The sequence below is a fragment of the Ahrensia marina genome, assembly GCF_001293565.1.
In the GTDB taxonomy this organism is placed as follows: Bacteria; Pseudomonadota; Alphaproteobacteria; order Rhizobiales; family Rhizobiaceae; genus Ahrensia; species Ahrensia marina.
Window position 1 is genome coordinate 56499 of the sequence record NZ_JXMU01000015.1, and the last position, 23302, is coordinate 79800.

General features: G+C 49.7%; 24 protein-coding genes. 13 read left to right on the forward strand and 11 right to left on the reverse strand.

Annotated elements, in window-relative coordinates; all coding sequences use genetic code 11:
• Positions 1-10: 10 nt before the first annotated feature.
• From SU32_RS10960 to rpiA, 9 genes are all read right to left on the reverse strand, one after another.
• Complete coding sequence (locus SU32_RS10960; RefSeq protein ID WP_053999411.1) at positions 11-1228, reverse strand: MFS transporter; 1218 nt, start codon at positions 1226-1228, stop codon at positions 11-13.
• A complete protein-coding gene (locus tag SU32_RS10965) occupies positions 1229-2905 on the reverse strand; it encodes an NAD+ synthase (RefSeq protein WP_053999412.1) in 1677 nt (558 codons plus the stop codon).
• A 48-nt stretch (positions 2906-2953) separates the two neighbouring features.
• Positions 2954-3754, reverse strand: a complete 801-nt coding sequence (locus SU32_RS10970; RefSeq protein ID WP_053999413.1) for a DODA-type extradiol aromatic ring-opening family dioxygenase — start codon at positions 3752-3754, stop codon at positions 2954-2956.
• Between the two features lie 111 nt (positions 3755-3865).
• Positions 3866-4258, reverse strand: coding sequence for a GFA family protein (locus tag SU32_RS10975; RefSeq protein ID WP_053999414.1), 393 nt, complete (start codon positions 4256-4258; stop codon positions 3866-3868).
• 73 nt (positions 4259-4331) lie between these two features.
• A complete protein-coding gene (locus tag SU32_RS10980; protein ID WP_053999415.1) occupies positions 4332-5711 on the reverse strand; it encodes a class II 3-deoxy-7-phosphoheptulonate synthase in 1380 nt (459 codons plus the stop codon).
• A gap of 114 nt (positions 5712-5825) precedes the next feature.
• Complete coding sequence (locus SU32_RS10985; protein ID WP_053999416.1) at positions 5826-6452, reverse strand: gamma-glutamylcyclotransferase family protein; 627 nt, start codon at positions 6450-6452, stop codon at positions 5826-5828.
• Positions 6452-7843 carry a glutathione-disulfide reductase gene (gor, locus tag SU32_RS10990; RefSeq protein ID WP_053999417.1) on the reverse strand — a complete coding sequence of 464 codons (1392 nt, stop codon included), beginning with the start codon at positions 7841-7843 and terminating at the stop codon, positions 6452-6454. The genes SU32_RS10985 and gor overlap by 1 nt, the downstream gene beginning before the upstream one ends.
• Positions 7844-7948: 105 nt before the next feature.
• Entirely contained in the window at positions 7949-8494 is a 546-nt protein-coding gene (locus SU32_RS10995; protein ID WP_053999418.1) for a DUF2059 domain-containing protein, read from the reverse strand.
• Between the two features lie 42 nt (positions 8495-8536).
• Positions 8537-9238: a ribose-5-phosphate isomerase RpiA gene (gene rpiA, locus SU32_RS11000; protein WP_053999419.1), complete on the reverse strand. Its 702-nt coding sequence runs from the start codon at positions 9236-9238 to the stop codon at positions 8537-8539.
• Positions 9239-9402: 164 nt separating this feature from the next.
• On the opposite strand from rpiA, the gene SU32_RS11005 reads away from it, so the two are divergent.
• From SU32_RS11005 to SU32_RS11015, 3 genes are all read left to right on the forward strand, one after another.
• The gene (locus tag SU32_RS11005; protein ID WP_053999420.1) at positions 9403-10083 is read left to right on the forward strand and encodes an HAD family hydrolase; all 681 of its coding nucleotides are present in this window, start codon (positions 9403-9405) and stop codon (positions 10081-10083) included.
• 115 nt (positions 10084-10198) lie between these two features.
• On the forward strand, positions 10199-11236 hold the full coding sequence (locus SU32_RS11010) for a fatty acid desaturase (RefSeq protein WP_053999421.1): 1038 nt from the start codon (positions 10199-10201) through the stop codon (positions 11234-11236).
• A gap of 168 nt (positions 11237-11404) precedes the next feature.
• Positions 11405-13006, forward strand: coding sequence for a fumarate hydratase (locus SU32_RS11015; protein ID WP_053999422.1), 1602 nt, complete (start codon positions 11405-11407; stop codon positions 13004-13006).
• A gap of 22 nt (positions 13007-13028) precedes the next feature.
• Here SU32_RS11015 and SU32_RS11020 read toward each other — a convergent pair whose 3' ends face one another.
• Both SU32_RS11020 and SU32_RS11025 read right to left on the reverse strand, forming a co-directional pair.
• Positions 13029-13646, reverse strand: coding sequence for a pyridoxamine 5'-phosphate oxidase family protein (locus SU32_RS11020; RefSeq protein WP_053999423.1), 618 nt, complete (start codon positions 13644-13646; stop codon positions 13029-13031).
• The gene (locus tag SU32_RS11025; RefSeq protein ID WP_053999469.1) at positions 13643-13996 is read right to left on the reverse strand and encodes a gamma-butyrobetaine hydroxylase family protein; all 354 of its coding nucleotides are present in this window, start codon (positions 13994-13996) and stop codon (positions 13643-13645) included. Before SU32_RS11025 ends, SU32_RS11020 begins: the two co-directional genes overlap by 4 nt.
• A 102-nt stretch (positions 13997-14098) precedes the next feature.
• On the opposite strand from SU32_RS11025, the gene moaA reads away from it, so the two are divergent.
• The 10 genes from moaA (at position 14099) to SU32_RS11075 (ending at position 23292) form a co-directional block, all read left to right on the forward strand.
• Complete coding sequence (moaA, locus tag SU32_RS11030; protein WP_201454934.1) at positions 14099-15124, forward strand: GTP 3',8-cyclase MoaA; 1026 nt, start codon at positions 14099-14101, stop codon at positions 15122-15124.
• A complete protein-coding gene (locus SU32_RS11035) occupies positions 15117-16202 on the forward strand; it encodes an NAD(P)/FAD-dependent oxidoreductase (protein ID WP_053999424.1) in 1086 nt (361 codons plus the stop codon). The genes moaA and SU32_RS11035 overlap by 8 nt, the downstream gene beginning before the upstream one ends.
• 70 nt (positions 16203-16272) lie before the next feature.
• Entirely contained in the window at positions 16273-17196 is a 924-nt protein-coding gene (locus tag SU32_RS11040) for a DMT family transporter (RefSeq protein ID WP_053999425.1), read from the forward strand.
• On the forward strand, positions 17197-18108 hold the full coding sequence (locus SU32_RS11045; RefSeq protein WP_053999426.1) for a DMT family transporter: 912 nt from the start codon (positions 17197-17199) through the stop codon (positions 18106-18108).
• Between the two features lie 87 nt (positions 18109-18195).
• On the forward strand, positions 18196-19407 hold the full coding sequence (locus tag SU32_RS11050; protein ID WP_053999427.1) for a multidrug effflux MFS transporter: 1212 nt from the start codon (positions 18196-18198) through the stop codon (positions 19405-19407).
• Between the two features lie 39 nt (positions 19408-19446).
• Entirely contained in the window at positions 19447-20334 is an 888-nt protein-coding gene (gene fdhD, locus SU32_RS11055) for a formate dehydrogenase accessory sulfurtransferase FdhD (protein WP_053999471.1), read from the forward strand.
• The gene (mobA, locus tag SU32_RS11060) at positions 20327-20953 is read left to right on the forward strand and encodes a molybdenum cofactor guanylyltransferase MobA (protein WP_053999428.1); all 627 of its coding nucleotides are present in this window, start codon (positions 20327-20329) and stop codon (positions 20951-20953) included. The genes fdhD and mobA overlap by 8 nt, the downstream gene beginning before the upstream one ends.
• Positions 20950-21465 carry a molybdopterin-guanine dinucleotide biosynthesis protein B gene (gene mobB, locus SU32_RS11065; RefSeq protein WP_053999429.1) on the forward strand — a complete coding sequence of 172 codons (516 nt, stop codon included), beginning with the start codon at positions 20950-20952 and terminating at the stop codon, positions 21463-21465. The genes mobA and mobB overlap by 4 nt, the downstream gene beginning before the upstream one ends.
• Positions 21462-22733, forward strand: a complete 1272-nt coding sequence (locus SU32_RS11070) for a molybdopterin molybdotransferase MoeA (RefSeq protein WP_053999430.1) — start codon at positions 21462-21464, stop codon at positions 22731-22733. The genes mobB and SU32_RS11070 overlap by 4 nt, the downstream gene beginning before the upstream one ends.
• A gap of 4 nt (positions 22734-22737) precedes the next feature.
• Positions 22738-23292: a cytochrome b gene (locus SU32_RS11075; RefSeq protein ID WP_053999431.1), complete on the forward strand. Its 555-nt coding sequence runs from the start codon at positions 22738-22740 to the stop codon at positions 23290-23292.
• Positions 23293-23302 lie beyond the last annotated feature (10 nt).

The window sequence follows — 23302 nt, forward strand, 5'->3', positions numbered from 1 at the left end:
CAGAATTGATCTATGCCGTTGCATTGCGTTTTAAAAGCGCGCGCGAAACAAAAGTCATGATACCGCAGGCGACAACACAATATAATCCCATTGCGATAATCTGGCTTGAGTAAGATACGCCAATATCAATCAGCCAGCCTGTTAGCCCCGGCCCTGCCGCCGTCATAAACACCATCATTGCAACCGTTATCGCCCTGATGGAGCCAAGATGTTTTGTACCATAAATTTCCGGCCACACAGCACCAAACAAAGTGGATGAAAAACCGTATGATGTGCCAAGCAGTGCCATGAAAACAAAGGCCGACCACTGGGCATCGGCACCGCCAAGCACGAAACAAGCCAATGATAGCGGAATGAGGAAGGTCGGCAGTAAAGCAACCGCCGAAAACCGGTCAACCAGCGCGCCGGCAATCAGAACAAACCCGATTGTAAAAATGGCCATGACAGAAAATGCCGATGCAAACACCGTTAAAGACCAGCCGCGTAATTCAACCAAGTAAACCTGATGGAAAAAGATCGTGGTGCCGATAAATGCCGGTGCCAGCATGCCGACCAGTAAAAGCCAGAATAAAACATCGCGCAGCGCTTCGGGCCGTGTCCAGTCACGCACGGCTGTCACTTTCGGCTCCGGGTCGGATGCCTGCCGTTCACGGTCTTTCGATACCAGCTTTGTAATTACCGGCAAAGCAAAGAAAATCAGCACAGCAGCGCACAAGATCCAGCTATTGCGCCAACCAATGGCACCGGCAACAAATACAAAAATAAACGGAAATACAGCCTCACCCGTATTGTGGCCGATTGTCACCAGCGAAACCGCTTTTCCCCTATTGGCGGCAAACCAACGCGCCGTAGCAGTCAGCGCATTTTGCGTCATCATCGCCTGACCAAACAGTCGGAGCAGGTAAATTGTTAAAATCAGTGCAACAATATGCGTGGAAAAAGCCATTCCAAGCGCGCCGAGCGCCAGCATGGGAACAATCATCATTGTTACTTGCGCCGGTGTGAACCTGTCAACAATTTTACCAAGCCAGGGCAATGTCAGCGCACTGCACAGCGTTGCAATCATATAAATAAAGCCGAACTGACCGTGACTCAGCCCATATTCGCTACGAATTTCTCCTGCCGATAACGATATGAAAAACGTTTGTCCGAAGGATGAAAAGAAAGTCAGTAAAAACGCGCCGCCGATCCAGCGTGCATTACTAGAAAGAAATTGAAAAATAGACACTTATGTCCGATCTCTGAATCTGTTTGTTATCGGATAGCGACGGTCACGGCCAAATTGCTTGCGGGTGATTTTAACCCCCGGCGCTGACTGACGGCGTTTGTACTCCGCGATATAAAGCAAGTGCTCAATGCGGTGCACCAATTCGCGCTCATGGCCGCGCTCGACAATTTCGTCGACGCCCATTTCACCTTCAACAAGACATTCCAGAATGTCATCCAACACCGGATAAGGCGGCAGGGAATCCTGATCTGTTTGATCCGGCCGCAGTTCGGCAGAAGGCGCTTTGTCGATTATGTTTTGCGGAATAACTTCACCAGACGGACCAAATGCTGTTGCGGGCACTTGAGTGTTGCGCCAACGCGCAAGCGCATAAACCTGCATCTTGTAAAGGTCTTTGATCGGATTGAAGCCGCCATTCATGTCGCCGTAAAGCGTCGCATAACCAACAGACATTTCTGATTTATTGCCGGTTGTTACAACCATCGACCCGAATTTGTTGGAAATCGCCATCAAAATTGTACCGCGCGTACGACTTTGCAGATTTTCCTCGGTAACACCGTCTTCGGTACCCTCAAACATGTCCGAAAGTGAGGATGTGAAGCCTTCCACCGGCTCGAAAATCGGCACCACATCATAACGGCAACCAAGCGCTTTTGCGCCTGCTTCCGCATCAATGAGCGATTCTTTGGCCGTATAGGTGTAAGGCATCATAACGCAGCGCACGCGCTCCTCACCGAGCGCATCAACCGCTAATGCGGCGCAGATCGCGCTATCAATACCGCCCGACATGCCAAGAACGACGTTTTTAAACCCGTTCTTGTTCACATAATCACGAAGGCCAAACATGCAGGCGCGGTAATCGGCCTCTTCCGCATCAGGAATTTTTGAACGCGGACCGTCAGTACACACCCAGACGTCATCCTTGCGCTTCCAGGTGGAAATACTTGTTTGTTCTTCAAACTGGCTCATCTGGAAAGCAAGCGAACGGTCAGCGTTAAACGCAAAGGAAGCACCGTCAAATACAAGTTCGTCCTGCCCGCCCAGCAAAGCACAATATATTATCGGCAATTCAGATTCGATAACCTGCTTGATCACGACCTGATGACGAATGTCGACTTTGCCGCGGTAATAAGGCGAACCGTTCGGCACCAATAATATTTCCGCGCCGCTTTCCGCCAGTGTTTCGCAAACACCCAGATGCCCCCAAATATCTTCGCAGATGGGAATGCCTATACGCACACCGCGAAAATTAACCGGCCCCGGCATTTCACCGGCATTAAAAACGCGCTTTTCGTCAAACTCGCCATAATTGGGCAAATCTACCTTGTAGCGCTCGGCAATGATTTCGCCCTCATCAATCACCATAACGGCGTTATAGCGCTTGCCATCACGAAACAGCGGCACTCCCATAACAGCGCCCGGCCCGTCATTGGTTGCCTTTGCAAAGTCCTCGACCGCAGCCTCACAAGCGCTAAGGAATGCTGGACGCATCACCAAATCTTCAGGCGGATAGCCAGAGATAAAAAGCTCAGGGTAAAGCACCAGATCAGCACCGTGACGTTTGGCGTCCTGATAAGCTTCAAGAGCAAGTTTCAAATTGCCGGCAATATCGCCCACCGTCGGGTTTAGCTGGGCAACGGCGATACGCAATGTGTTGAGAGTCGAATTATTTTCCATAAAACGGATGTAGCGTGGCTTTTAAAGACACGCAATCGTGTGCGCAGCCTAATTAAACGCAAATGCGTTCATCGCCAACGCCCCGAACTCATGACTTTCATGCAGCATCTGACTTTTATTTAAACGTCCGGCTCCCAGCGCAGCAAAGAACGGCGCAATATGCTCTTCTGTCGGATGGTTTTGCCGCGCATTAGGCGCTAGAGCGCGATAGTCCAAGAGCGCATCAACATCGCCGTTTTCCAAATGTTTTATCATCCATTGTTCAAACTCGATCACCCAATCCGGTGCTGCTGCGTGGCGCTCTGTCAGACCGTTTGCACCAAATACAGCGCGCAAATTATGCGTAAACGAGCCTGACCCGATAATGGCAACATCATCGGCAAGGACAGAGCGCAATGCCTTGCCCAACTCAAAGTGCCACTTTGCATCACGGTTGGGGCTAACTGAGATTTGAACAACCGGCACATCTGCGGCCGCGTTAAGCAGCATAAGCGGCACCCAGGTACCGTGATCATAGCCGCGATTTTCAATTGCCTTCGCTTCATAGCCCGCACTTGTCAGAGCGTGCGCAGCATCTTTAGCAAGTTTTGGCGCGCCCGGCGCATCATAGCTCAACGCATTTAATCGCCGGTCAAAGCCGCCAAAATCGTAAATCATTTCAGGCGCTGCATCCGCTGTGAGCAAAATTTCATCTGATTCAAAATGAGCACTCGCCACCACATAAGCCGCCGGCTTTTCAACCTGGCTGCCATAGTCTTTCAGGAAGCGCGCAGCCGTTGTGTCAGCCAGAACAAGGTCAGGCGCACCATGAGAAATAAACAAAGCATCAGGATATCTATTATGTGACATCAATATTCTCCTTACTCTGGAGAATGTGCGCCCTGACCATGGCTCCGACAAGTCATGTAATACAAGACAGATTGTCAACTATATGCAGACAAACGCAATGATCATCGTTCGCTAAATCAGATCGGATTGCGGAAAAGTCGGCAATCCGTCACAAATTTCGTAATAGTCGCCTTTATCTGCAACATAGATATGCCTGTCGGCAACCAGTCCGGACGGTTTTTCAAAGCTACCGGCCATGATCGACGTTTTCTCGCTGTTATTGCCTCTCCAGAAGAGTATGGAGCTGCAATGCGAACAAAAGCCACGCTTGGCGCTGTCTGAAGCCGCATACCACGTCAAATTCTCCTCACTATGGATAGTGAGATGGTCATTGAGTGCGCTTGTTGCGGCCACAAAATGTCCTGTCTGTTTGCGGCATTGTTCACAATGACAGTAAATTACTTTGCGAAGCTCTCCGGAAACTTCAAATGAGACAGCGCGGCAATGACACGAACCTTTAGGCATTTGCATATCTCCAAAAATAAAGGCCGCAGAATAACATCTGCGGCCTCGTTATTTCGTCTAATTTGCGACCTGATCAGCCATTAACAGCTACTTTCGACGTGTTGCTGTCTCGATCTTTTTTCAATAGTTCCGCAACAAGGAACGATAGTTCCAAAGCCTGATCCGCATTCAAACGCGGGTCACAGTGCGTGTGGTAACGGTCTTGCAGGTCAGCTTCGGTAATCGCTTTTGCCCCGCCCATACATTCGGTAACATTTTTACCGGTCATTTCAACATGCATACCACCGGCATAGGTGCCTTCTGCACGGTGAACATCAAAGAATGACTGAACTTCACCAAGTACGCGGTCGAATGGGCGTGTTTTAAAACCGCCAGCAGAAATCGTGTTACCGTGCATCGGATCACATGACCAGACAACTTTCTTGCCTTCTTTTTCAACGGCTCTGATGAGCTGCGGCAAATGCTGCTCGACTTTATCATGACCAAAACGTGCAATCAGCGTCAGACGCCCGGCCTCATTTTCAGGGTTCAGGCGGTCAATCAGCCTTAGCAAATCATCGGCTTCCAGTGACGGTCCGCATTTCAGCCCAATTGGATTTTTGACACCGCGGCAGAACTCAATGTGCGCATGGTCAAGCTGACGAGTGCGGTCACCAATCCAGATCATATGACCGGATGTGGTGTAATAATCGCCCGACATTGAATCCGTGCGTGTCATCGCCTGCTCATAGCCGAGCAACAGCGCTTCATGGCTGGTAAAGAACTCTGTCTCGCGCAGCTTGGAATGGTGTTCGGCCGTAATACCGATCGACGCCATGAATTTCATGGTTTCGGAAATACGGTCCGCCAGTTCCGAATAACGCGCGCCTTGAGGACTGTCGGCAACAAAGCCCATTGTCCATTGATGCACATTTTCCAGATTAGCGTAGCCGCCCTGCGCAAAGGCGCGCAGCAGGTTCAACGTAGCCGCTGATTGACGGTAGGCCATAATCTGGCGCTCCGGGTCAGGAATACGTGACTCTTCATCAAAGCCGATACCGTTGATGATATCACCACGGTAAGACGGCAATTCGACACCATCTTTCTTCTCGATATCGGATGAACGAGGCTTGGCGAACTGTCCGGCAATGCGGCCAACTTTCACCACAGGCTTGGAACCGCCAAATGTCAAAACGGCAGCCATCTGAAGGAAGACGCGGAAGAAATCGCGAATATTGTCGGCTTCATGCTCGGCAAATGCTTCGGCACAATCGCCGCCCTGAAGAAGGAAACCATTGCCTTCGCAAACATCCGCAAGGTGGCTTTTCAGCGAACGCGCCTCGCCTGCAAAAACAAGTGGTGGAAATGTAGAAAGACGTTTCTCAACGATTTCCAGCTTTTCCTGATCCGGATAATTTGGCACCTGCAAGATTGGTTTGCTGCGCCAGCTGTCGGGTGTCCATTTGTCTGCCATAATCTTAAAACCTATAATGCGCCGCCTCATGCGACATTAACTTGCGGAGCTATAAAACATAACTTGCCACGATGTCACCCCGCAATTCGACTTAGAAAGACTTGTCGCGGCTACTTATTGCGACTTAATGACCTGCATGAAAGAAGTGACGTGATCGAAAAGCGATTGCTCGCTGTCTGACAGTATAACATTGCGCGGATAGCGCGGTACTGCACGGTCGGCAAAAAGAGCGGTATCAAATCGGGCGGTACGCTTCATAAAATTATGAACCCCCTCCTCACCATATTGGTGCAAATAGCCTTGAAGAACAGCATCCAGATAGCTTTGCAATATGTAATGCGGCTCGTCAGCATTGTAGGGCGCGCGTCCTGAATAGACATAAAGCGGTATCTCAGGCAGCACTTTATCGCCATGCAATGTCAAATCCTGAGAAACAACGTTAAGCCGGTCATAGCCGCTTTCCCTCTCATCGAGTAAGGGCAGATTTTCGGCAAAATCAAAAACCAAAAGACCGTCCAACAAATCTTCGCGGGACGAAGGAGCTGAACTAAGCAATGCGATAGGCTCGTCACTCTCGTCAGGTCTTTCCTGCCACGTCCGCGTAAACCCACGCAATTGCGCGCGTTCGTAATGTAATACATTTGTCCTGTGCGTTGCCGGATTAACGAGCGACCCATAGCCAAAATAGGCTATCAGATCGCCCTCACCGGCCCGCTCGACAAGAGTTTCCCATTCCATCATTAGCTTACACGTTCACCGTTTTTCACGCGGTAAGTCGGCTCATACATCGTTACAAGTTCTTCTGAGGCGGACGGGTGAAGCGCCATCGTCGCGTCAAAATCATCCTTGGTACAGCGCGCTTTAAGCGAAATACCAAGCAATTGTGCCATCTCACCGGCATCCGGACCAATCACATGAGCGCCGACGACAATTCGGCTTTCAGCATCAACGATCAGCTTCATCATCATCTTTTCTTCGCGGCCGGGCAAAATATTTTTCATCGGGCGGAATGTTGTTTTGTAAACTTCAAGCTCACTGTACTTGTTTGCGGCCTGGTCTTCCGTCAATCCTACAGTGCCGATTTCCGGCTGCGAAAATACGGCTGTCGGGATCGTGTCGTAATCCGGCTTTGTCGGATTATCCAGAAACGCGGTCTGGAGCAGTGACATCGATTCATGAATAGCAACGGGCGTCAGTTGCACGCGGTCAATCACATCGCCTACCGCCCAAATATGCGGCACATTCGTCCGGCAATAATCATCAACGACAATGGCGCCTTTCTGATTAGTTTCAACGCCGGCCTTCTCCAATCCAAGCCCTTTGGTGTTTGGATGGCGCCCTAGACCAAGCATAATTTGATCGACGGTCAGCACATCACCATCAGATAGCGTCGCATCCAGACGGCCATCATCACGCTTTTCTACTTTTGAGAAAACCTGATGCAGAATGACTTTAATGCCCTTATCGATCATTGTCTGCTGCAAATGATCGCGCAGATCTTCATCAAAGCCGCTGAGAATTTTAACACCGCGGTAAATTAGCGTTGTTTCAACGCCGAGCCCGTGGAAAATATTGGCAAACTCAACAGCAATATATCCCGCACCGGCAATAATGATCGATTTAGGCAACTCTTCCAGATGCAGCGCCTCGTTTGAGGTGATGCAATGTTCGTGCCCATCCAAATCTTCGTGCTGGTTTGCGCTGCCGCCTGTCGCTACCAATATTTGAGCTGCCGTAACAGTTTTGCCGCTGGCCTCCAAATAGACTTCGTGCGGCCCTTTCAGAACCGCGCGGCTATCGAAAATCTCGACGCCATTGCCTTCAACGCCTTTGCGGTAAAGTCCTTCCAGACGCGCGATTTCTTTGTCCTTATTGGCCATAAGCGTCTTCCATTCAAAAGACGTCTCGCCAACAGAAAACCCGTAACCGGCAGCATCTTCGAAATATTCCGGATAATGCGAAGCATAGACAAAGAGTTTTTTAGGAACGCAGCCGCGAATAACGCATGTGCCGCCCATCCGGTACTCTTCTGCAAGGCCAACTTTCTTTCCAAGAGCGCCTACTCTTCGTGCCGCACGAACACCGCCGGAGCCGCCGCCAATAACAAAAAAATCGAAATCAAAATCAGACATAGTATATTCCAAATAAAAAAGCTGCCCGTAGCATATCGCGTTACAAGCAGCTTTTCACAAGGTCAAAGAGGACCGATCAGCGATCACTCTTAGTTTATTTTATAGTTATTCAGCTTTTGGCTCTGCTGCATCGTCGGTTTGTTCTGTTTCCGGACGCGGCGCAACTTCCTTAAGTTTCGCATTCACATTTTCCATCAGGTCACGCTCGACACCGCGCTGCCATACAGCAGCAGATTGTTGAACTTCACGCGCCAAGATGGCGCCGTTAGTCAACAAAGCCTGACCGGCGCTTGATGAATAAAACTCTGCAATTGCATTTAAATCTTCTTCAGATATGGACTTGGCATAAACAAGCGCAGCCTCTCTTTCCAAATCTGCACGACGGGATACAAGAGCAAGTGTTTCCTGATCGACAACTTCATTGATTTGCGGTTCCAAATCCGGATTGTTTGCGATCAACTGGCTCGTAATGCGTAGTGCCACACCCGGTAGAATATCATCAAAACGCTCTGTCGCCTGAATGGCAGTAATCGCTTTGCGGGCAGCTTCCAGATGGCTTTCAGAGACCTCTTGCGCAAACGACGCAGTCATCGCAGCACCTGTCACTGCGGCAGCAATAATGCTACCTTTAACCCATTTGGTAATCTTCATTTTCCCAGCTCCTATACTCTGTTCCGTCAACATTGTGAGCTTTCACAATGCAGTTGTTTTAATTTCAACGCCGCTTTCCTGAGCAACCACAGCCGTGTCAGCCAAGCCGATAAACAAACCGTGCTCAACGACTCCCGGTATTGCATGCAGCGCGTTTGACAATGCCTCTGGGTCGCAAATGTGGCCGAATGATGCATCGACGATCAAATGTCCGCCATCTGTTTTAAATTCGTCGCCATCGCGGTTTTCCCGAATTTTCAATGGACCGGCAAGCTCCAATCTTTTCGCAGCAGCTTCAATCGCCTTTATTGTCGCTCCTGATCCGAAAACATTGATCTCGATAGGCAAAGGAAAAGCGCCGAGCTTATCGACTACTTTGCTACCGTCGGCGATAACAACCATTCTCTTTGATGCGAAGGCGACAATTTTCTCGCGCAGCAATGCGCCGCCGCCGCCTTTTATCAATGACAGATTTGCGTCCAGCTCGTCAGCGCCGTCAATCGTCAAATCCAGCTCCGGCGTTTCCTCAAGCGAGGTTAAAGGCACGCCCAGCTCTGTGCAAAGTTTTGCAGTGCGTTCCGATGTCGGCACACCAATAATTTCAAGCCCTTCACTCACCCGCTCGGCCAGAAGTTTAACAAATTCCTCTGCTGTGGAACCTGTTCCAATGCCAAGGCGCATGCCATTGTCAACATATTCCAGCGCAGCACGCGCCGCTTCAATTTTCATAGCCTGTTGTGACATTTGCTTTAGCACTCACTCATACGATAGGTCAGATCGTCCGATAACATGTGCAATCCCCCCCGCCAACCGCGAAAACACCTAATCAATACTGCAAATCACTTTTCATTTTTTGGTTTATTAGGATAGGCACATACAACAACCGCATCTTTATATTAGGATTATTCATGGACAGCCCTGCTCCGCTCATCGTGTTTGACCTCGACGGGACACTTATCGATACGGCACCCGATCTTATAAGCTGTCTCAATGATATTATCATGGCAGAAGGACTTGAAGCGGTAGACGCCGAAGCGATGCGACCTCAGGTAGGTTTTGGCAGCCGTGTCATGCTGAGCCGCGCCTATGAAATGGCAGGCAAGCATCTACTGGATGAAAAACTAGACCTCTTGGTAAACGACTTTATCAAGCTCTATGGGCAAAACATGCCCGGATCGTCCGAACCTTTTGATGGTATGCTTGATGCGATGTCTACGCTGAAAGACAACGGCTTTAAATTTGCCGTGTGCACCAATAAAACAGAGATGCTGGCAAACAAACTGCTGGATGCTCTCGATATGAGCCAATGGTTCGAAGCTGTAACCGGACAAGATACTTTTAAAGTACGCAAGCCACATCCGGACCATCTGCTAAAAACAATCGAGATGGCGCATGGCTCAGCAAAACAGGCCATTATGGTGGGTGATACGCCAACTGATTTTTCAACAGCCAAGGCCGCGTCGATACCAGTGATAGCCGTTGATTTTGGCTATTGTGATTCACCGGTTGATGAATTTGAGCCAGACAAGATTATTTCCCACTACAGTGAAATGACGCCTGAGCTCGTTTTGTCGTTGATAAACAACTAAATAATTGACGTTTTTACACAGCTTTAACGCGGCATAAGCCGCACGTGTGACTTTTCGTCTATTGCACTTATTGTTTCAGCCGTTCATCAAGTACAAAATCAATCGGGCTTAAGATATGAATCAACTACCAAGTGCAGAGACGTTTAACGTCGGCCATGACGATAAACCTGCCGCTGACTGGATGCGGACACTCGCAAAATACAGAGACCCGCATCACGGTCGCTCAACACTTGAAATCGCATGGACACTTGTGCCGTTCATCGGCCTGTGGCTTGCCGCCTGGTTTGCATTTTCGATAAGCCCTCTGCTTTCAGTCCTCATTTGCATACCTGCCGCGTTTTTTCTTGTCCGTTTGTTCGCTATTCAGCATGATTGCGGCCATGGCGCATTTTTTAGATACAAAAAGCTGAACGACTGGGTCGGACGCGCTCTTGGTGTCCTGACGCTCACGCCTTATGATGTCTGGCGTCAAAGCCATATTCTGCATCACGCATCTTCGGGAAATCTGGATAATCGCGGCATTGGTGACATCAAGACGCTGACCGTGAAAGAGTTTGCGGAACGCGGATTTTGGGGACGTTTGAAATACCGCGCCTATCGTAATCCACTGGTGCTGTTTGTCATTGGTCCCATTTATATTTTCATGTTCGATAATCGCGTGCCATTCCAGTTTCTAACCGCCGGTGCAAAATACTGGATCAGCGCAATGGGCACGAATATGGCTATCGTCGCGATCGCTGCGGTGTTGATTTACATTATGGGTTTTGCCGAGTTTTTCACGGTCTTTTTCGCAACCACGGCCATGGCCGCTGCTATCGGTGTTTGGCTATTTTATATTCAGCATCAGTTTGAAGAAACAGTTTGGGAAAACGGCGATGAATGGCAACTTCATGAAGCCGCGCTCTATGGCAGCTCACACTATGATTTGCCGCCGGTTTTCAGATGGCTGACAGCAAATATCGGTATTCACCATGTTCACCACCTTTACAGTCGCATACCGTTTTACCGTCTTACGCAGGTACTTAAAGACAATCCTGCGCTGGCAGATATCCGCCGTCTGACATTTATCGAAAGTCTGAAATGCGTGAAACTTCAACTGTGGGATGAAGACAAACGCCGGCTGGTTACATTTGCCGAAGCCAGAAATGCCTGAAAAATTAGCGGCCCGTTACGGGCCGTTTTACTATCCGCAGCACGGCTGGGTGATAAACAGCTATTTGTCAACGTTTGCGGTCTAAGCAGAAAATCCTATATCCCGGTGATTGCGATTTTCGCACAAATCCTTACAAACCGGACCATCGCAATTCTTTAGGAAAAACAGATGAGCAAGCTCTTCCCGCTGGGTAAAAGATCCACTCAATGGCGCCAGCTAACTGATAAATTCGTATCGATTGATAATTTCCGCGGCAATGAAACACTGGTCGTCGAGCCTGAAGCATTACGCATGCTTTCAGAGCAGGCATTTTCGGACATCAACCATCTATTGCGGCCGGGCCACCTCAAACAGCTTGCATCGATCCTCGAAGATCCTGAAGCCACTGAAAACGATCATTTTGTTGCCTACGACCTTTTGAAAAACGCCAACATAGCCGCAGGCGGCGTTCTGCCGATGTGTCAGGACACAGGCACCGCTATCATCATGGGCAAAAAAGGCCGCAATGTCTGGACCGAAGGCGGCGATGAAGATGCGCTGGGTGCAGGTGTGCGTGATGCCTATGAGAAGAAAAATCTGCGCTATTCGCAGCTTGCGCCTTTGTCGATGTATGAAGAAAAGAACACGAAGAACAATCTGCCGGCACAGGTCGACATCTATGAGGAAGGCATTGACGAATACGAGTTTCTATTTGTTGCCAAAGGCGGCGGTTCCGCCAATAAAACATTTCTTTATCAGGGCACACCCTCACTGCTGACGCATGACCGTATGACAGAGTTCTTGCGCGAAAAAATCCTCACTCTGGGTACAGCAGCCTGTCCGCCATACCATTTAGCAATCGTTATCGGTGGCACGTCAGCAGAAATGAACCTTAAAACAGTCAAGCTGGCCTCGACCCGCTATCTGGATGAATTGCCGACTGAGGGATCAGAAGAAGCACATGCTTACCGCGATCTGGAAATGGAAAAAGAAATCCACAAAATGACCCAGCAAATGGGGATTGGCGCGCAGTTCGGCGGGAAATATTTCTGTCATGATGTGCGCGTTATCCGCTTGCCGCGCCATGGTGCATCTTTGCCAATCGGCCTTGGTGTCTCCTGCTCCGCAGACCGTCAGGCACTCGGTAAAATCAACAAGGATGGTGTGTTCATCGAACAGTTGGAAACCAATCCGGCACAATATATGCCGGATGTGGACGAGGAACATCTGGGCGGATCGGTTGTCAAAATCGACCTTGCCCAACCGATGAATCAAATTCTTGAAGAACTGTCAAAACACCCTGTAAAGACTCGTCTTTCTCTAACCGGCACCATTATCGTTGCGCGTGACCTCGCCCACTCGAAAATCAGAGCACGGCTTGAGGCTGGCGAGGAAATGCCGGATTACTTTAAAGACCATCCGATCTATTATGCCGGTCCGGCTAAAACACCGGATGGCATGGCTTCCGGTTCTTTCGGTCCGACAACAGCAGGCCGAATGGATTCTTACGTTGATCAGTTTCAAAGCTTTGGCGGCTCAATGGTGATGCTTGCCAAGGGCAACCGCTCACGCCAGGTGCGTGAAGCCTGTAAAACCCATGGCGGGTTTTACCTAGGCTCGATAGGCGGACCGGCTGCGCGCCTTGCTCAGGACTGCATCAAGAAAGTCGAGGTCGTGGAATATCCCGAACTGGGGATGGAAGCGATTTGGAAAATTGAAGTTGAAGATTTCCCCGCCTTTATCGTGATCGACGACAAAGGCAATGACTTCTTCAAAGAGTTCGGAATGTAAGTCCGAACTCACTGGAGCCTCATCACCACATTGTCTTAGCTGCGCGCCCTGCCCATTCGGCATCATAGGTCTTGCCGTCAAAACTGCCCTGGGTTTGGGCGTTTAATACATCGCCCGGCGATGGAATAGCTTTCGGGTCGACATAGGTTGCCGGATCCCATAATCCCGCCCGCAAAACGGCCCGTCCGCATTGCGTGTAAATTTCGCGCAGCGTCACAACAACAGCAGAGCGCGGTGTTTTACTGTCGCGCTCCAGCGCGCTTAACAACCCCTCATCGGTTGTAACGATGGCTGTCCCATTCAATCGAATGGTCGTTAGCGATCCGGGTATGAGAAACAACATGGCAATTTCGGGGTTGCGCACAATATTGCGCAAACTGTCGATCCGGTTGTTGCCGCGCCTGTCGGGAATGATAATCGTTCTCTCATTGTGAATGACAAATGCGCCGCCAAGCTCGCCGCGCGGCGAACAATCAAGCCCTTCAGGACCGGATGTCGCAAGCGCAAAGAACGGCGATGATTCGATCAGCGCGCGATATTCATCCGTCAGCCGGTCAGCGACTTTCACAAGCGAAGCCTGCCCCGGTGCGCCGTATATTGCCTCAAGCTGCGATACGTCATTTATTGCTTCAAAGCTCATCGGCTAAGTCCTTTTTCGGCCAGTTCGTTCAAATATTCAGACCATTTGGCCTCTTTGTTAGCGCCTAGTTCGGCCAGATATTTCCATGAAAAAATACCGGTGTCGTGCATGTCGTCAAAGACAATGCGAACAGCGTAGTTACCGACAGGTTCCATTTTCATGATTTCGACATTTCTCTTGCCATACATGAGCTTGCGTTGCTCGGGCGAATGTCCCTGCACTTCTGCGGATGGAGACAACACACGCAGCATTTCAGAAGTTAGTTTATAGGCACTGCCATCATCAAATCGAATCGAAAGGACTTTCTTGTCGCTTGAAACCCGCAATTCCGTCGGCCATATCTCGCTCATAACCAGCATCCGTTAATTATTGTGTCAGTGTCAAAAAAACACCGGAAGTTGAGTTGACCCAAAGGCCTTTAGGGCCAAGAGTCACCTAATATGCGTTAGGACATGAAAACAATGACAGCAAGCACAACAGGAGCAGAAATGATTGATCCATTCGGCAGAATGGTCGATTATTTGCGTGTTTCAGTGACAGACCGCTGTGATTTCCGATGTGTCTATTGCATGTCGGAGCATATGACTTTTCTGCCCAAGAAAGAACTACTGACGTTGGAAGAATTGGATCGGCTCTGCACGACTTTCATCGATAAAGGTGTGAAACGTCTGCGTCTGACCGGCGGAGAACCTTTGGTCCGCAAGAACATCATGCATTTGATCGAGCAATTGTCGCGGCACTTGAAATCCGGTGCGCTGGATGAATTAACGCTTACAACCAACGGCTCGCAACTGACCAAATATGCGCAACAACTGGCTGATAACGGCGTTAAACGTGTCAATGTTTCGCTCGATACGCTTGATGGTGACAAGTTTAAGAAAATTACCCGCTGGGGCGCTTTGGACCGTGTTCTGGCTGGTATAGAAGCTGCGCGCAGTGCGGGCCTTCACGTTAAAATCAACGCCGTTGCCCTCAAAGGCGTCAACGATATGGAAATCGTCGACATGATGCGTTGGGCGCATCGCGACAATATGGATTTCACACTTATTGAAACCATGCCAATGGGCGAAATTGATGAAGACCGCACCGATCAATATTTGCCTTTGAAACAGGTGCGCAGTGATCTGGAACAGCAATTCACGCTGAATGAAATTGCTTATAAAACCGGCGGTCCTGCGCGTTATGTCAAAGTGGAAGAAACCGGCGGTCGCCTTGGTTTCATTACACCGATGACGCATAATTTCTGCGAAAGCTGCAACCGTGTGCGCCTTACATGTACCGGCACGCTTTACATGTGCTTAGGGCAAGATGACGCCGCTGATTTACGTACTCCTCTTCGTAAATCTGAAGGCAACGAGCTTGTCAGCCAGGCCATAGACGAAGCAATCAGCCGCAAGCCGAAAGGGCACGATTTCATTATCGACCGCGCAACAAAACGTCCTTCTGTATCACGCCATATGAGTGTCACCGGTGGTTAAAGTAGCAATTATTGGCGCCGGCATTGCCGGACTGTCATCAGCATGGGCGCTGACAAAAGACGGGCATCAGGTTACCCTTTTTGAGCAAGGCCCTATCCCCAATCCATTATCTGCCTCAGGCGACGAACATCGCATCATTCGCCGGGCCTATGGCAAACAAAGCGGCTATCAAAAGCGCATTGATGATGTTTATGCCGCTTGGGACGAATTATTTGCCGACATTGGAAAGCGGCATTTGAAAGAAACAGGCTTCTTACTAATAAGCCAGCGCGAAGGTGACGAGGCGGACGAATATTATCAGGGCCTTGTTGAAGGCGGCTATCCGCACAGCAAAATGACACCGCAGGAAGCTGAAGAAAAATATCCGTTTCTGGATGCTTCGACATTCAACTATGCGGCTGAAAGCCCCGAAGGCGGCGCACTTTTATGCCAGAAAATCGCAAATGATTTAAAGCAATGGCTTTTGCAAAATGGCGCGCAATTACGCGAAAACCATAAAGTAAAATCTGTCGCCCCCAAATTTGGCATTGTGGATGGCGATCAATTTGACGAAGTCATCATCACCGCAGGCGCATGGGTATTGGAGCTTATGCCATCGCTGTCGGAACATTTGACAACCTATCGCACGGCCGTCGCCTACTTTACACCGCCCGAAGACCTTGCTGAAGCATGGGCGGCGGCCCCCGTTATCCTTGACGTTGGTGCCGACACAGACGGCTATGTCATTCCGCCTGTCGGCGGTTCAGGTGTAAAGCTTGGAACCGGCTTGCACCGTTGTCTGTCAAACCCCGATGAAAACCGGATCGCTGAACCGCAAGAAGCCGACGAAATCAAGAAGCATTTTTCGCCGCCATTTAAAAGACTGGACGAATATATCCATGAAAAAACAGTGACATGCGCTTACACTTTTACCGAAGATTGTCACTTTTTCACCCATAAAATGCAGCGCGTAACAATCGTATCAGCCTGTTCAGGTCACGGGTATAAATTTGGCGCGGCTGTCGGCAAACAGGTCGCAAAATCAGTCACAAACAAAGATTATGAAACACTAAAACTTTGGCTTGAAGCGCGCGATTGAGCAAAGTGCACTAGGTGGTTTTACACCTTGATGATATGGCGGCCGCTTAAACCCATTTAAGACAACCAACATGACCCTAGCAACGAACTACAAGGCTGCCGCGTTTATGGCGCTGGCAATGTCCGGCTTCATCATAAATGATGTGATCGTCAAAACCCTGACAGACGAAATCAACTACGGTCAGGTTATGTTCGTGCGTGGACTGATGATGGTTGTTTTGCTTGCGGCACTCATCGCCTATAAGAAGCACAGCATTACAATCAAGCAGATCAAAAGCGGGCCAATGCTTCTTCGCGTAAGCCTAGAAGCAGTTGCGACCACATTCTTCTTGATCGGTTTTTCAAACCTGCCTGTCGCAAACGCATCGGCGATCATGCAGGCATTGCCGCTGGCTGTCACACTTGGCGCATATTTGTTTTTAAAAGAGCCTGTCGGCTGGCGCCGTCTCTCGGCGATTCTGATCGGGCTTGTCGGTGTCCTGATTATCATCCGGCCCGGACTGGAAGGCTTTAACATCTACTCGCTGGCAATTTTGACGGTCGTCATACTGGCCGCAGGGCGCGATATTGTTACGCGCCTGCTCGATAGAGACATCTCACCGTTTTACGTTTCTTTGCTTGCGGCAATCGCTGTCACAGTTCTCGGCGCAGTTTTGATTGTGCCATTTGGTGGCTGGCGCCCGATGAACCTTCACATTTTCGGTACTTTGATGCTTGCTGCAGGCTTTCTGTTTGTCGGTTACCATTTTATTGTTCTGGCCATGCGTGACGGTGATATCGCGACGGTGGCGCCGTTCCGCTATGCTGCGTTATTATGGGCCGTCATTTTGGGATATCTTGTTTTCGATGATTTGCCGGACCTTTGGACGGTTATCGGCAGTATCATTGTCGTCGGCAGCGGCCTTTATGCCATTTTCCGTGAACATCAGCGCAATAAAAGCATCAAGGTTATCAGCAAGTCAGCCTCGCAAATACCCGGCGGTCGGGGCACATAAATGGCGCTGGCACTGATACAAAACAATTTTCGGGCAATCATGTTCATGATTTTATCAATGGCGTTTTTCGCTGTTGAAGATGCCATGATAAAATTTGCCGCGCTGGACCTTCAAGCCGGACAAATATTATTCGTGCTGTCGATTGCCGGCTTCTTGTTTTTTGCACTTATTGCGCGGGTACAAAACGAAAAACTGTTCACAAAAAAACTGCTTAGAGGGCCGGTCGTTATCCGCAATTTGGGCGAAGTCATCGCAGGACTTGCCTTTGTTACAGCGCTCACATTGCTGCCGCTTTCCAATGCCTCTGCTATTTTGCAGGCATCTCCGCTCATGGTGACACTTGGCGCTGCTCTCTTCTTAAAAGAGCCTGTCGGCTGGCGGCGCTGGGGCGCAATTTTGGTCGGGTTCACCGGCGTTCTCATCATCATCCGGCCGGGCATGGACGGTTTCAACGCGGCTTCAATCCTCGCCCTGATTGGCGTTGCTGGCCTTTCGATGCGCGATCTGGCAACCCGCCGTGTCGAGGTCAACATTTCCACGGCCGTTGTATCGGCAGCAGCTTATTTCGCCCTAACGGTTCCCTCCCTTATTGTCATGCAATTTCAAGGCGGATGGCAGCCGGTTGACACAGCCACATTCTGGTATCTGGCGGCGGCCTGTTTTATCGGTCCGGCGGGCTATTACAGTCTTGTGCTTTCCGTGCGGCTTGGCGAGATGGGAACCATTGCGCCCTTTCGGTATACGCGCCTTATCTTCGCAGTTTTGATCGGATATTTCTTCCTGAATGAACGCCCCGACACGATGATGATTATCGGATCAATTCTGGTAATTGTATCAGGTGTTTACGCCATTTACCGCGAGCGGATACGCTCACTGGAGCTGAAAAAACATCCACCACAACAGGATATTTAGAGAGTTTCACGGCCATTTGCATAGCAGGCCGAATTAGTTTGCAAATTCGGTCAGATGGATTAGACCTGCCCTACATACGAGGCAGCCATGACGATTACGACAGACATTCTCCAGCCAGCAAAACCGAAACTTTGGATTCTGGTTATTTTGGCAGCGGTCGGTCCATTGGCAATCAATATTTTTGTGCCGTCCATGCCCAGCATCGCTCTGGATTTGAACGCACCTTACGCCACTGTTCAGCTCGGCTTGTCGATGTATCTCTTGGCGACGGCCGTTATATCACTGTTTTCAGGGCCGCTGTCGGATAAATATGGCCGCAAACCAATTCTCATCTGGTCGCTCTTCCTGTTTCTCATCGGTTCGCTGATCTGTCTTCTGGCTGAAAACGCATCATATTTTTTGATCGGCAGAATTATTCAGGCAGCAAGTGCAACTGGAATGGTACTATCGCGCGCGATTGTGCGCGATGTTTATCCGCGCGAAAAATCGGCAAGCATGATCGGTTATGTTGTGATGGGCATGGCTGTCGCACCGATGATCGGCCCTGCTATCGGCGGATATATCGACAGTGTCGCAGGGTGGCGCTGGTCATTCGGCGTGCTTACCGCGTTTGGCTTTATCGCACTTTTGGCCGCTTTGGTTCTGCTACCGGAAACAAATTCAAACATAGGTCAAAGTAGCGGCAGGCAAATAAGCGTTTATACCTCGCTCGCCAAAATGCCTATTTTTTGGTTCTATGTGGGCTCCGCCTCCTTTGTCACTGCCGTTTTCTTCTCATTTCTGGGCGGCGGCCCTGCGGTATCCAGTTTGTTTTTCGAGCAAACACCATTTGAATACGGGCTCTATTTTTCCCTTTGTGCGGTCGGCTATGCGTTGGGTAACGGGTTAGCCGGACGTTATTCTGAAGCCGTTGGACTTGAGAAAATGATGTCTATTGGTGCGATTTTCAGCTTTATCGGGCCGGTCATTTCTCTTGCTTTGTTTTACCTGTCCGAAGACCCTGCGCCCTGGATGCTGTTTGTACCGCTGTCGCTAATCGGTTTGGGCAACGGTATTACGCTTCCCAATGTCACGGCCGCAACCATATCGGTCAGACCGGAAGCTGCCGGTGCCGCATCGGGCTTGCTGGGCTCGTTGCAAATCGGCGGCGGCGGACTGGCATCAATTGTTGGCGGTATTGTTGTCGGCGAAACCGGTTCTCCATACGGACTATGCGCTTTGCTGGTCGCATTCGGTTTCATTGCATTGATCATAACATTGATCGGCGCCCGTATGTCACGTCAGTATGAAGCAAATTAGTGTTTGAAGTCTGTCGCTTTAGTCATGCATATTGGTGACATGAACACGCTTGATGAAAATCAATATTTGCTGGCCCCTGCCCCTGATGGCGAAGGCCTGTCGACACATGTGTCCGGCTTTGATGAAAACGGGCAGCCCGTCACCGTTAATGTGGTAACAGAAAAGCCTGTTACGCTTTATCTCAACTCTCAGGAAATCGTGACAATGATGACGATTGGCGATCATCCTGACCTTTTGGCTGTCGGATATTTGCGTAATCAAAACATGCTTAAACCGGATGATGAAATTACCGGCATTGATTATGATGACGATCTTGATGTTGTCGTCGTTCGCACAAAGCGCCAAACAAATTACGAACAGATATTGAAAAAGAAGGTGCGCACATCCGGTTGTGCGCAAGGAACGATCTTTGGCGACATTATGGACGGCTTTGACGATGTTTCTCTTAATCAGGAGACCCGTTTAAAGACATCTGATCTCTACAAGCTGACCAAAACCATCAACACCACACCTAGTCTGTACTTAAGCGCGGGCGCAATTCATGGATGTGTGCTGTGTCAGGATGGTCGGGCACTGGTTTATATGGAGGATGTGGGACGTCATAACGCCGTCGATAAAATTGCAGGTTGGATGCATTTAAACAACGAGAATGCTGGTGATAAGGTCTTCTACACCACAGGTCGCCTCACCTCGGAAATGGTGATTAAGACCGTTATGATGGGAATTCCCGTTCTCGTTTCACGTTCAGGCTTTACCGCATGGGGCGTCGAGCTTGCGAGGCGCGCCGGACTTACGCTTATTGGCCGCGCGCGCGGCAAACGCTTCACCGCGCTTTCAGGCCATGAGCGTATTATACGCGATTTGGAGCCAGCCTCTATCGCGAACGAGGAGCCGGATCACGGCCGTAAAGGCAGCAGGCATGATTGAGCATAAAAATATCATTGGCATCGTCATAGCCGGTGGCCAGTCAACCCGTATGGGCGGCGGCGACAAGACTTTGATGAAGCTCGGAGAAAATACCATTCTTCATGCTGTCCTCGGCAAATTACAAGCACAAGTCAACGAAACCGCCATTAACACAAATTCCGACGATGCCGGATTTAACATCAAATCGGTTGTTTGTTTCTCAGACACGCTTGCAGGGTTCCAGGGGCCGCTCGCCGGTCTTTTGGCTTCAATGCTCTGGGTACGCAAGAACCATCCCTCAGCGACCCATATTGTTACCGTCGCTGGCGACTCGCCATTCTTCCCCGATGATATGACAATGAAGCTGTTAGAGGCCGCACCTGACGGCAAAACCATAGTCGTGGCGGAATCAGGCGGTTTTAATCATCCGGTTTTTGCTTTGTGGCCCGTGTCTTTATGCGACGACCTACAGAAATGGCTGGATGAAACCGGTATATTAAAAGTCATGGCTTGGGTTCGTTCGCACCCCCATATCTTCGTCGATTTTTCTTTCGAAAAGGAGTTCGATCCGTTTTTCAACATCAACACACCGGAAGATTTGACCATTGCTGACAGGCTCTATCGGGAGCAACAGCCATGACGACACCGCTTTTCGGTCTTTCCGGCTTTAAAAATTCGGGCAAAACAACCCTGACGGCCGCTTTGATTGCCGAATTTACAGCGCGAGGCTTGCGCGTATCCTCGGTCAAACATGCCCATCATGAATTTGATCTTGATCAGCCGGGAACCGATACCGATAAACACCGCCGCTCAGGCGCAATGGAAGTGGTTATATCGAGTGCAAAACGCTGGGCGCTCATGCACGAAATTCATGGTGATGAAGCCGAGCCGGATTTGCAGACATTGATCAACCATATGGCCGATGCGGATCTCATTTTGGCAGAAGGGTATAAAAGCGAGAACCATCCCAAAATTTTGCTAATCGCTTCTTCCGAACAGGCAAAGCTTATGGACCGGATAAAGAATGTCGTCGCCATCGCCGCTGATGAAGATATTGAAATCAACGCTGATCTTCCCCGTTTTGGGCGCAGCGATATGAAGCAGATTGCAGACTTTATTGCCGGCTATCTCAAACTCGGGCCACAAGCATGACGACACAGCGCCAATTACTCGATGATTGCTTTTTGCATGACAAAGACCGGATGAAACATGCCGAAGTGCTTGAGACAATCGATCGTAATTTAGCGCTCATTGTTGATGATGAAGAACTGACAATAAATGATGCCGCCGGGCGCGTTGTTGCAGAAGATATTATCGCGCCGCGCAATGTGCCCTACACCGATAACACGGCCGTGGACGGCTACGCCTTCGCGCATGCCGATTATATTTCCTGCAACGGAAAATTATCATTAGGTGCATTGATTGCAGCCGGTGATGCGCACGAGGTCACATTGAAAAAAGGCGAATGCGCGCGCATTTTTACCGGCGCAATCATGCCGAACAATGCAGAAACCGTAGCAATGCAAGAAGATTGCGATATAGGTGAAGACGGCAAAATTCATATACCGCCCGGCCTGAAACAAGGAGCCAATTGCCGTAAGTCCGGTGAAGATTTGAAAGCCGGAACGCCGGTTGTAAAACAGGCGGAGCTTCTAACCCCTGCAAAAATTGCCGCCCTCGCCTCTATCGGCATCGATAAAATCAAGCTGCGCAAAAAACTGCGCATCGCAATTCTGTCTACAGGCAATGAAATTCTTGAAAGCGGGCAGGACTTCACTGCCGGTAAAGTCTATGATGCCAATCGTCCGATGCTCAAAGCGCTGCTTGACGGCAACATGGTTTCTATAACGGATTTGGGCATTCTGCCAGATGATGAAAGCGCGATCACGCAAGCCATGCAGCGTGCTTCCAAAACCCACGATTTGATTTTAACCAGCGGCGGTGCCTCACGCGGTGATGAAGATCATATGCTGAATGTGCTCAGCAATCTGGGTAAGCGGCATCTTTGGCAAATTGCGATCAAACCAGGCCGACCTATGATGTTCGGCCAAATCAAGAATTGCGTGGTCGTCAGCCTTCCCGGTAATCCCGTTGCCTCTATGGTTTGTGCAAATCTTTACGCCTATCCTGTCATTGCAAAACTACTGGGCATGAAAACAAAAAAACCGCAGGGCGTTAATGTAGAAGCCGCATTTGAAATCAAAAAGAAAAAAACTGACCGGCGCGAATTCCTGCGCGGCTGGCTGGAAGAAGATGATGCAGGGAACACGATTGCAGTAAAATTTGACCGTGACGGATCAGGGTTGATAACAGGTCTGCGCAAAGCAACCGGCTTAATTGAAATTCCTGAAAATGTAAACAAAATCAATAAAGGTGACCGTGTACGCTTTGTGCCGTTTCATACCTTTAAACCGGAATGACTAAATGACCGAAACTCTATTGCCGCACGATGTTACCAACGCGAAAAAAGACCCTGCCGCAAATTATTCGCTTGTTTCGGTCATCAACCACTGGCTTGGCGCGCTTGCAATACTGGTCATGGCCATCACATATCAGTTCGAGTTGCATTCCACCCATTTAAGCCTTGGAATTTTGCTGGCCTTGCCGTTGATCTGGCGGGTTTTGTTGCGCCTGTCACGCGGCTTCCCGCGTACACCTGATCAGCACCCGACCATTAGTTTTCTTGAACGTTTGATCATTATCGGGCTTTTAACAGCAATATTGTTGCTCGCCATAACGGGGCTTTTAATACCTCTATTGTCCGGCACTCAGTATAATATTTTCAACTTAGTTGTGTGGACCGCGCCATATTCCGGCAGTCCAGCGGCGCTGGAAATAACGCTCTCTATTCATAAATACAGCGCGATGGCCTTATTGCCATTATTCGTCCTGCATCTTGCCGCTTTCACGCGCCATGCGTTTTTTAATAAAAATGGCAATACCCTACGGATGCTAAAACCCTTACGCGGCGGCAAATAGGCTATTCACC

What these genes read in the sequence shown, in the direction of transcription:
- mobA (WP_053999428.1), top strand. Translation starts at nt 20,327, where the DNA reads ATGATTGAGCATAAAAATATCATTGGCATCGTCATAGCCGGTGGCCAG.
- SU32_RS10970 (WP_053999413.1), bottom strand. Translation starts at nt 3,754, where the DNA reads ATGTCACATAATAGATATCCTGATGCTTTGTTTATTTCTCATGGTGCG.
- SU32_RS10980 (WP_053999415.1), bottom strand. Translation starts at nt 5,711, where the DNA reads ATGGCAGACAAATGGACACCCGACAGCTGGCGCAGCAAACCAATCTTG.
- SU32_RS11070 (WP_053999430.1), top strand. Translation starts at nt 21,462, where the DNA reads ATGACGACACAGCGCCAATTACTCGATGATTGCTTTTTGCATGACAAA.
- moaA (WP_201454934.1), top strand. Translation starts at nt 14,099, where the DNA reads ATGAAAACAATGACAGCAAGCACAACAGGAGCAGAAATGATTGATCCA.
- SU32_RS10995 (WP_053999418.1), bottom strand. Translation starts at nt 8,494, where the DNA reads ATGAAGATTACCAAATGGGTTAAAGGTAGCATTATTGCTGCCGCAGTG.
- SU32_RS11075 (WP_053999431.1), top strand. Translation starts at nt 22,738, where the DNA reads ATGACCGAAACTCTATTGCCGCACGATGTTACCAACGCGAAAAAAGAC.
- SU32_RS11045 (WP_053999426.1), top strand. Translation starts at nt 17,197, where the DNA reads ATGGCGCTGGCACTGATACAAAACAATTTTCGGGCAATCATGTTCATG.
- SU32_RS11020 (WP_053999423.1), bottom strand. Translation starts at nt 13,646, where the DNA reads ATGAGCTTTGAAGCAATAAATGACGTATCGCAGCTTGAGGCAATATAC.
- SU32_RS11050 (WP_053999427.1), top strand. Translation starts at nt 18,196, where the DNA reads ATGACGATTACGACAGACATTCTCCAGCCAGCAAAACCGAAACTTTGG.
- SU32_RS10965 (WP_053999412.1), bottom strand. Translation starts at nt 2,905, where the DNA reads ATGGAAAATAATTCGACTCTCAACACATTGCGTATCGCCGTTGCCCAG.
- SU32_RS10985 (WP_053999416.1), bottom strand. Translation starts at nt 6,452, where the DNA reads ATGATGGAATGGGAAACTCTTGTCGAGCGGGCCGGTGAGGGCGATCTG.
- mobB (WP_053999429.1), top strand. Translation starts at nt 20,950, where the DNA reads ATGACGACACCGCTTTTCGGTCTTTCCGGCTTTAAAAATTCGGGCAAA.
- SU32_RS11010 (WP_053999421.1), top strand. Translation starts at nt 10,199, where the DNA reads ATGAATCAACTACCAAGTGCAGAGACGTTTAACGTCGGCCATGACGAT.
- gor (WP_053999417.1), bottom strand. Translation starts at nt 7,843, where the DNA reads ATGTCTGATTTTGATTTCGATTTTTTTGTTATTGGCGGCGGCTCCGGC.
- SU32_RS11040 (WP_053999425.1), top strand. Translation starts at nt 16,273, where the DNA reads ATGACCCTAGCAACGAACTACAAGGCTGCCGCGTTTATGGCGCTGGCA.
- SU32_RS11005 (WP_053999420.1), top strand. Translation starts at nt 9,403, where the DNA reads ATGGACAGCCCTGCTCCGCTCATCGTGTTTGACCTCGACGGGACACTT.
- SU32_RS11015 (WP_053999422.1), top strand. Translation starts at nt 11,405, where the DNA reads ATGAGCAAGCTCTTCCCGCTGGGTAAAAGATCCACTCAATGGCGCCAG.
- SU32_RS11025 (WP_053999469.1), bottom strand. Translation starts at nt 13,996, where the DNA reads ATGAGCGAGATATGGCCGACGGAATTGCGGGTTTCAAGCGACAAGAAA.
- rpiA (WP_053999419.1), bottom strand. Translation starts at nt 9,238, where the DNA reads ATGTCACAACAGGCTATGAAAATTGAAGCGGCGCGTGCTGCGCTGGAA.
- SU32_RS10975 (WP_053999414.1), bottom strand. Translation starts at nt 4,258, where the DNA reads ATGCCTAAAGGTTCGTGTCATTGCCGCGCTGTCTCATTTGAAGTTTCC.
- fdhD (WP_053999471.1), top strand. Translation starts at nt 19,447, where the DNA reads ATGAACACGCTTGATGAAAATCAATATTTGCTGGCCCCTGCCCCTGAT.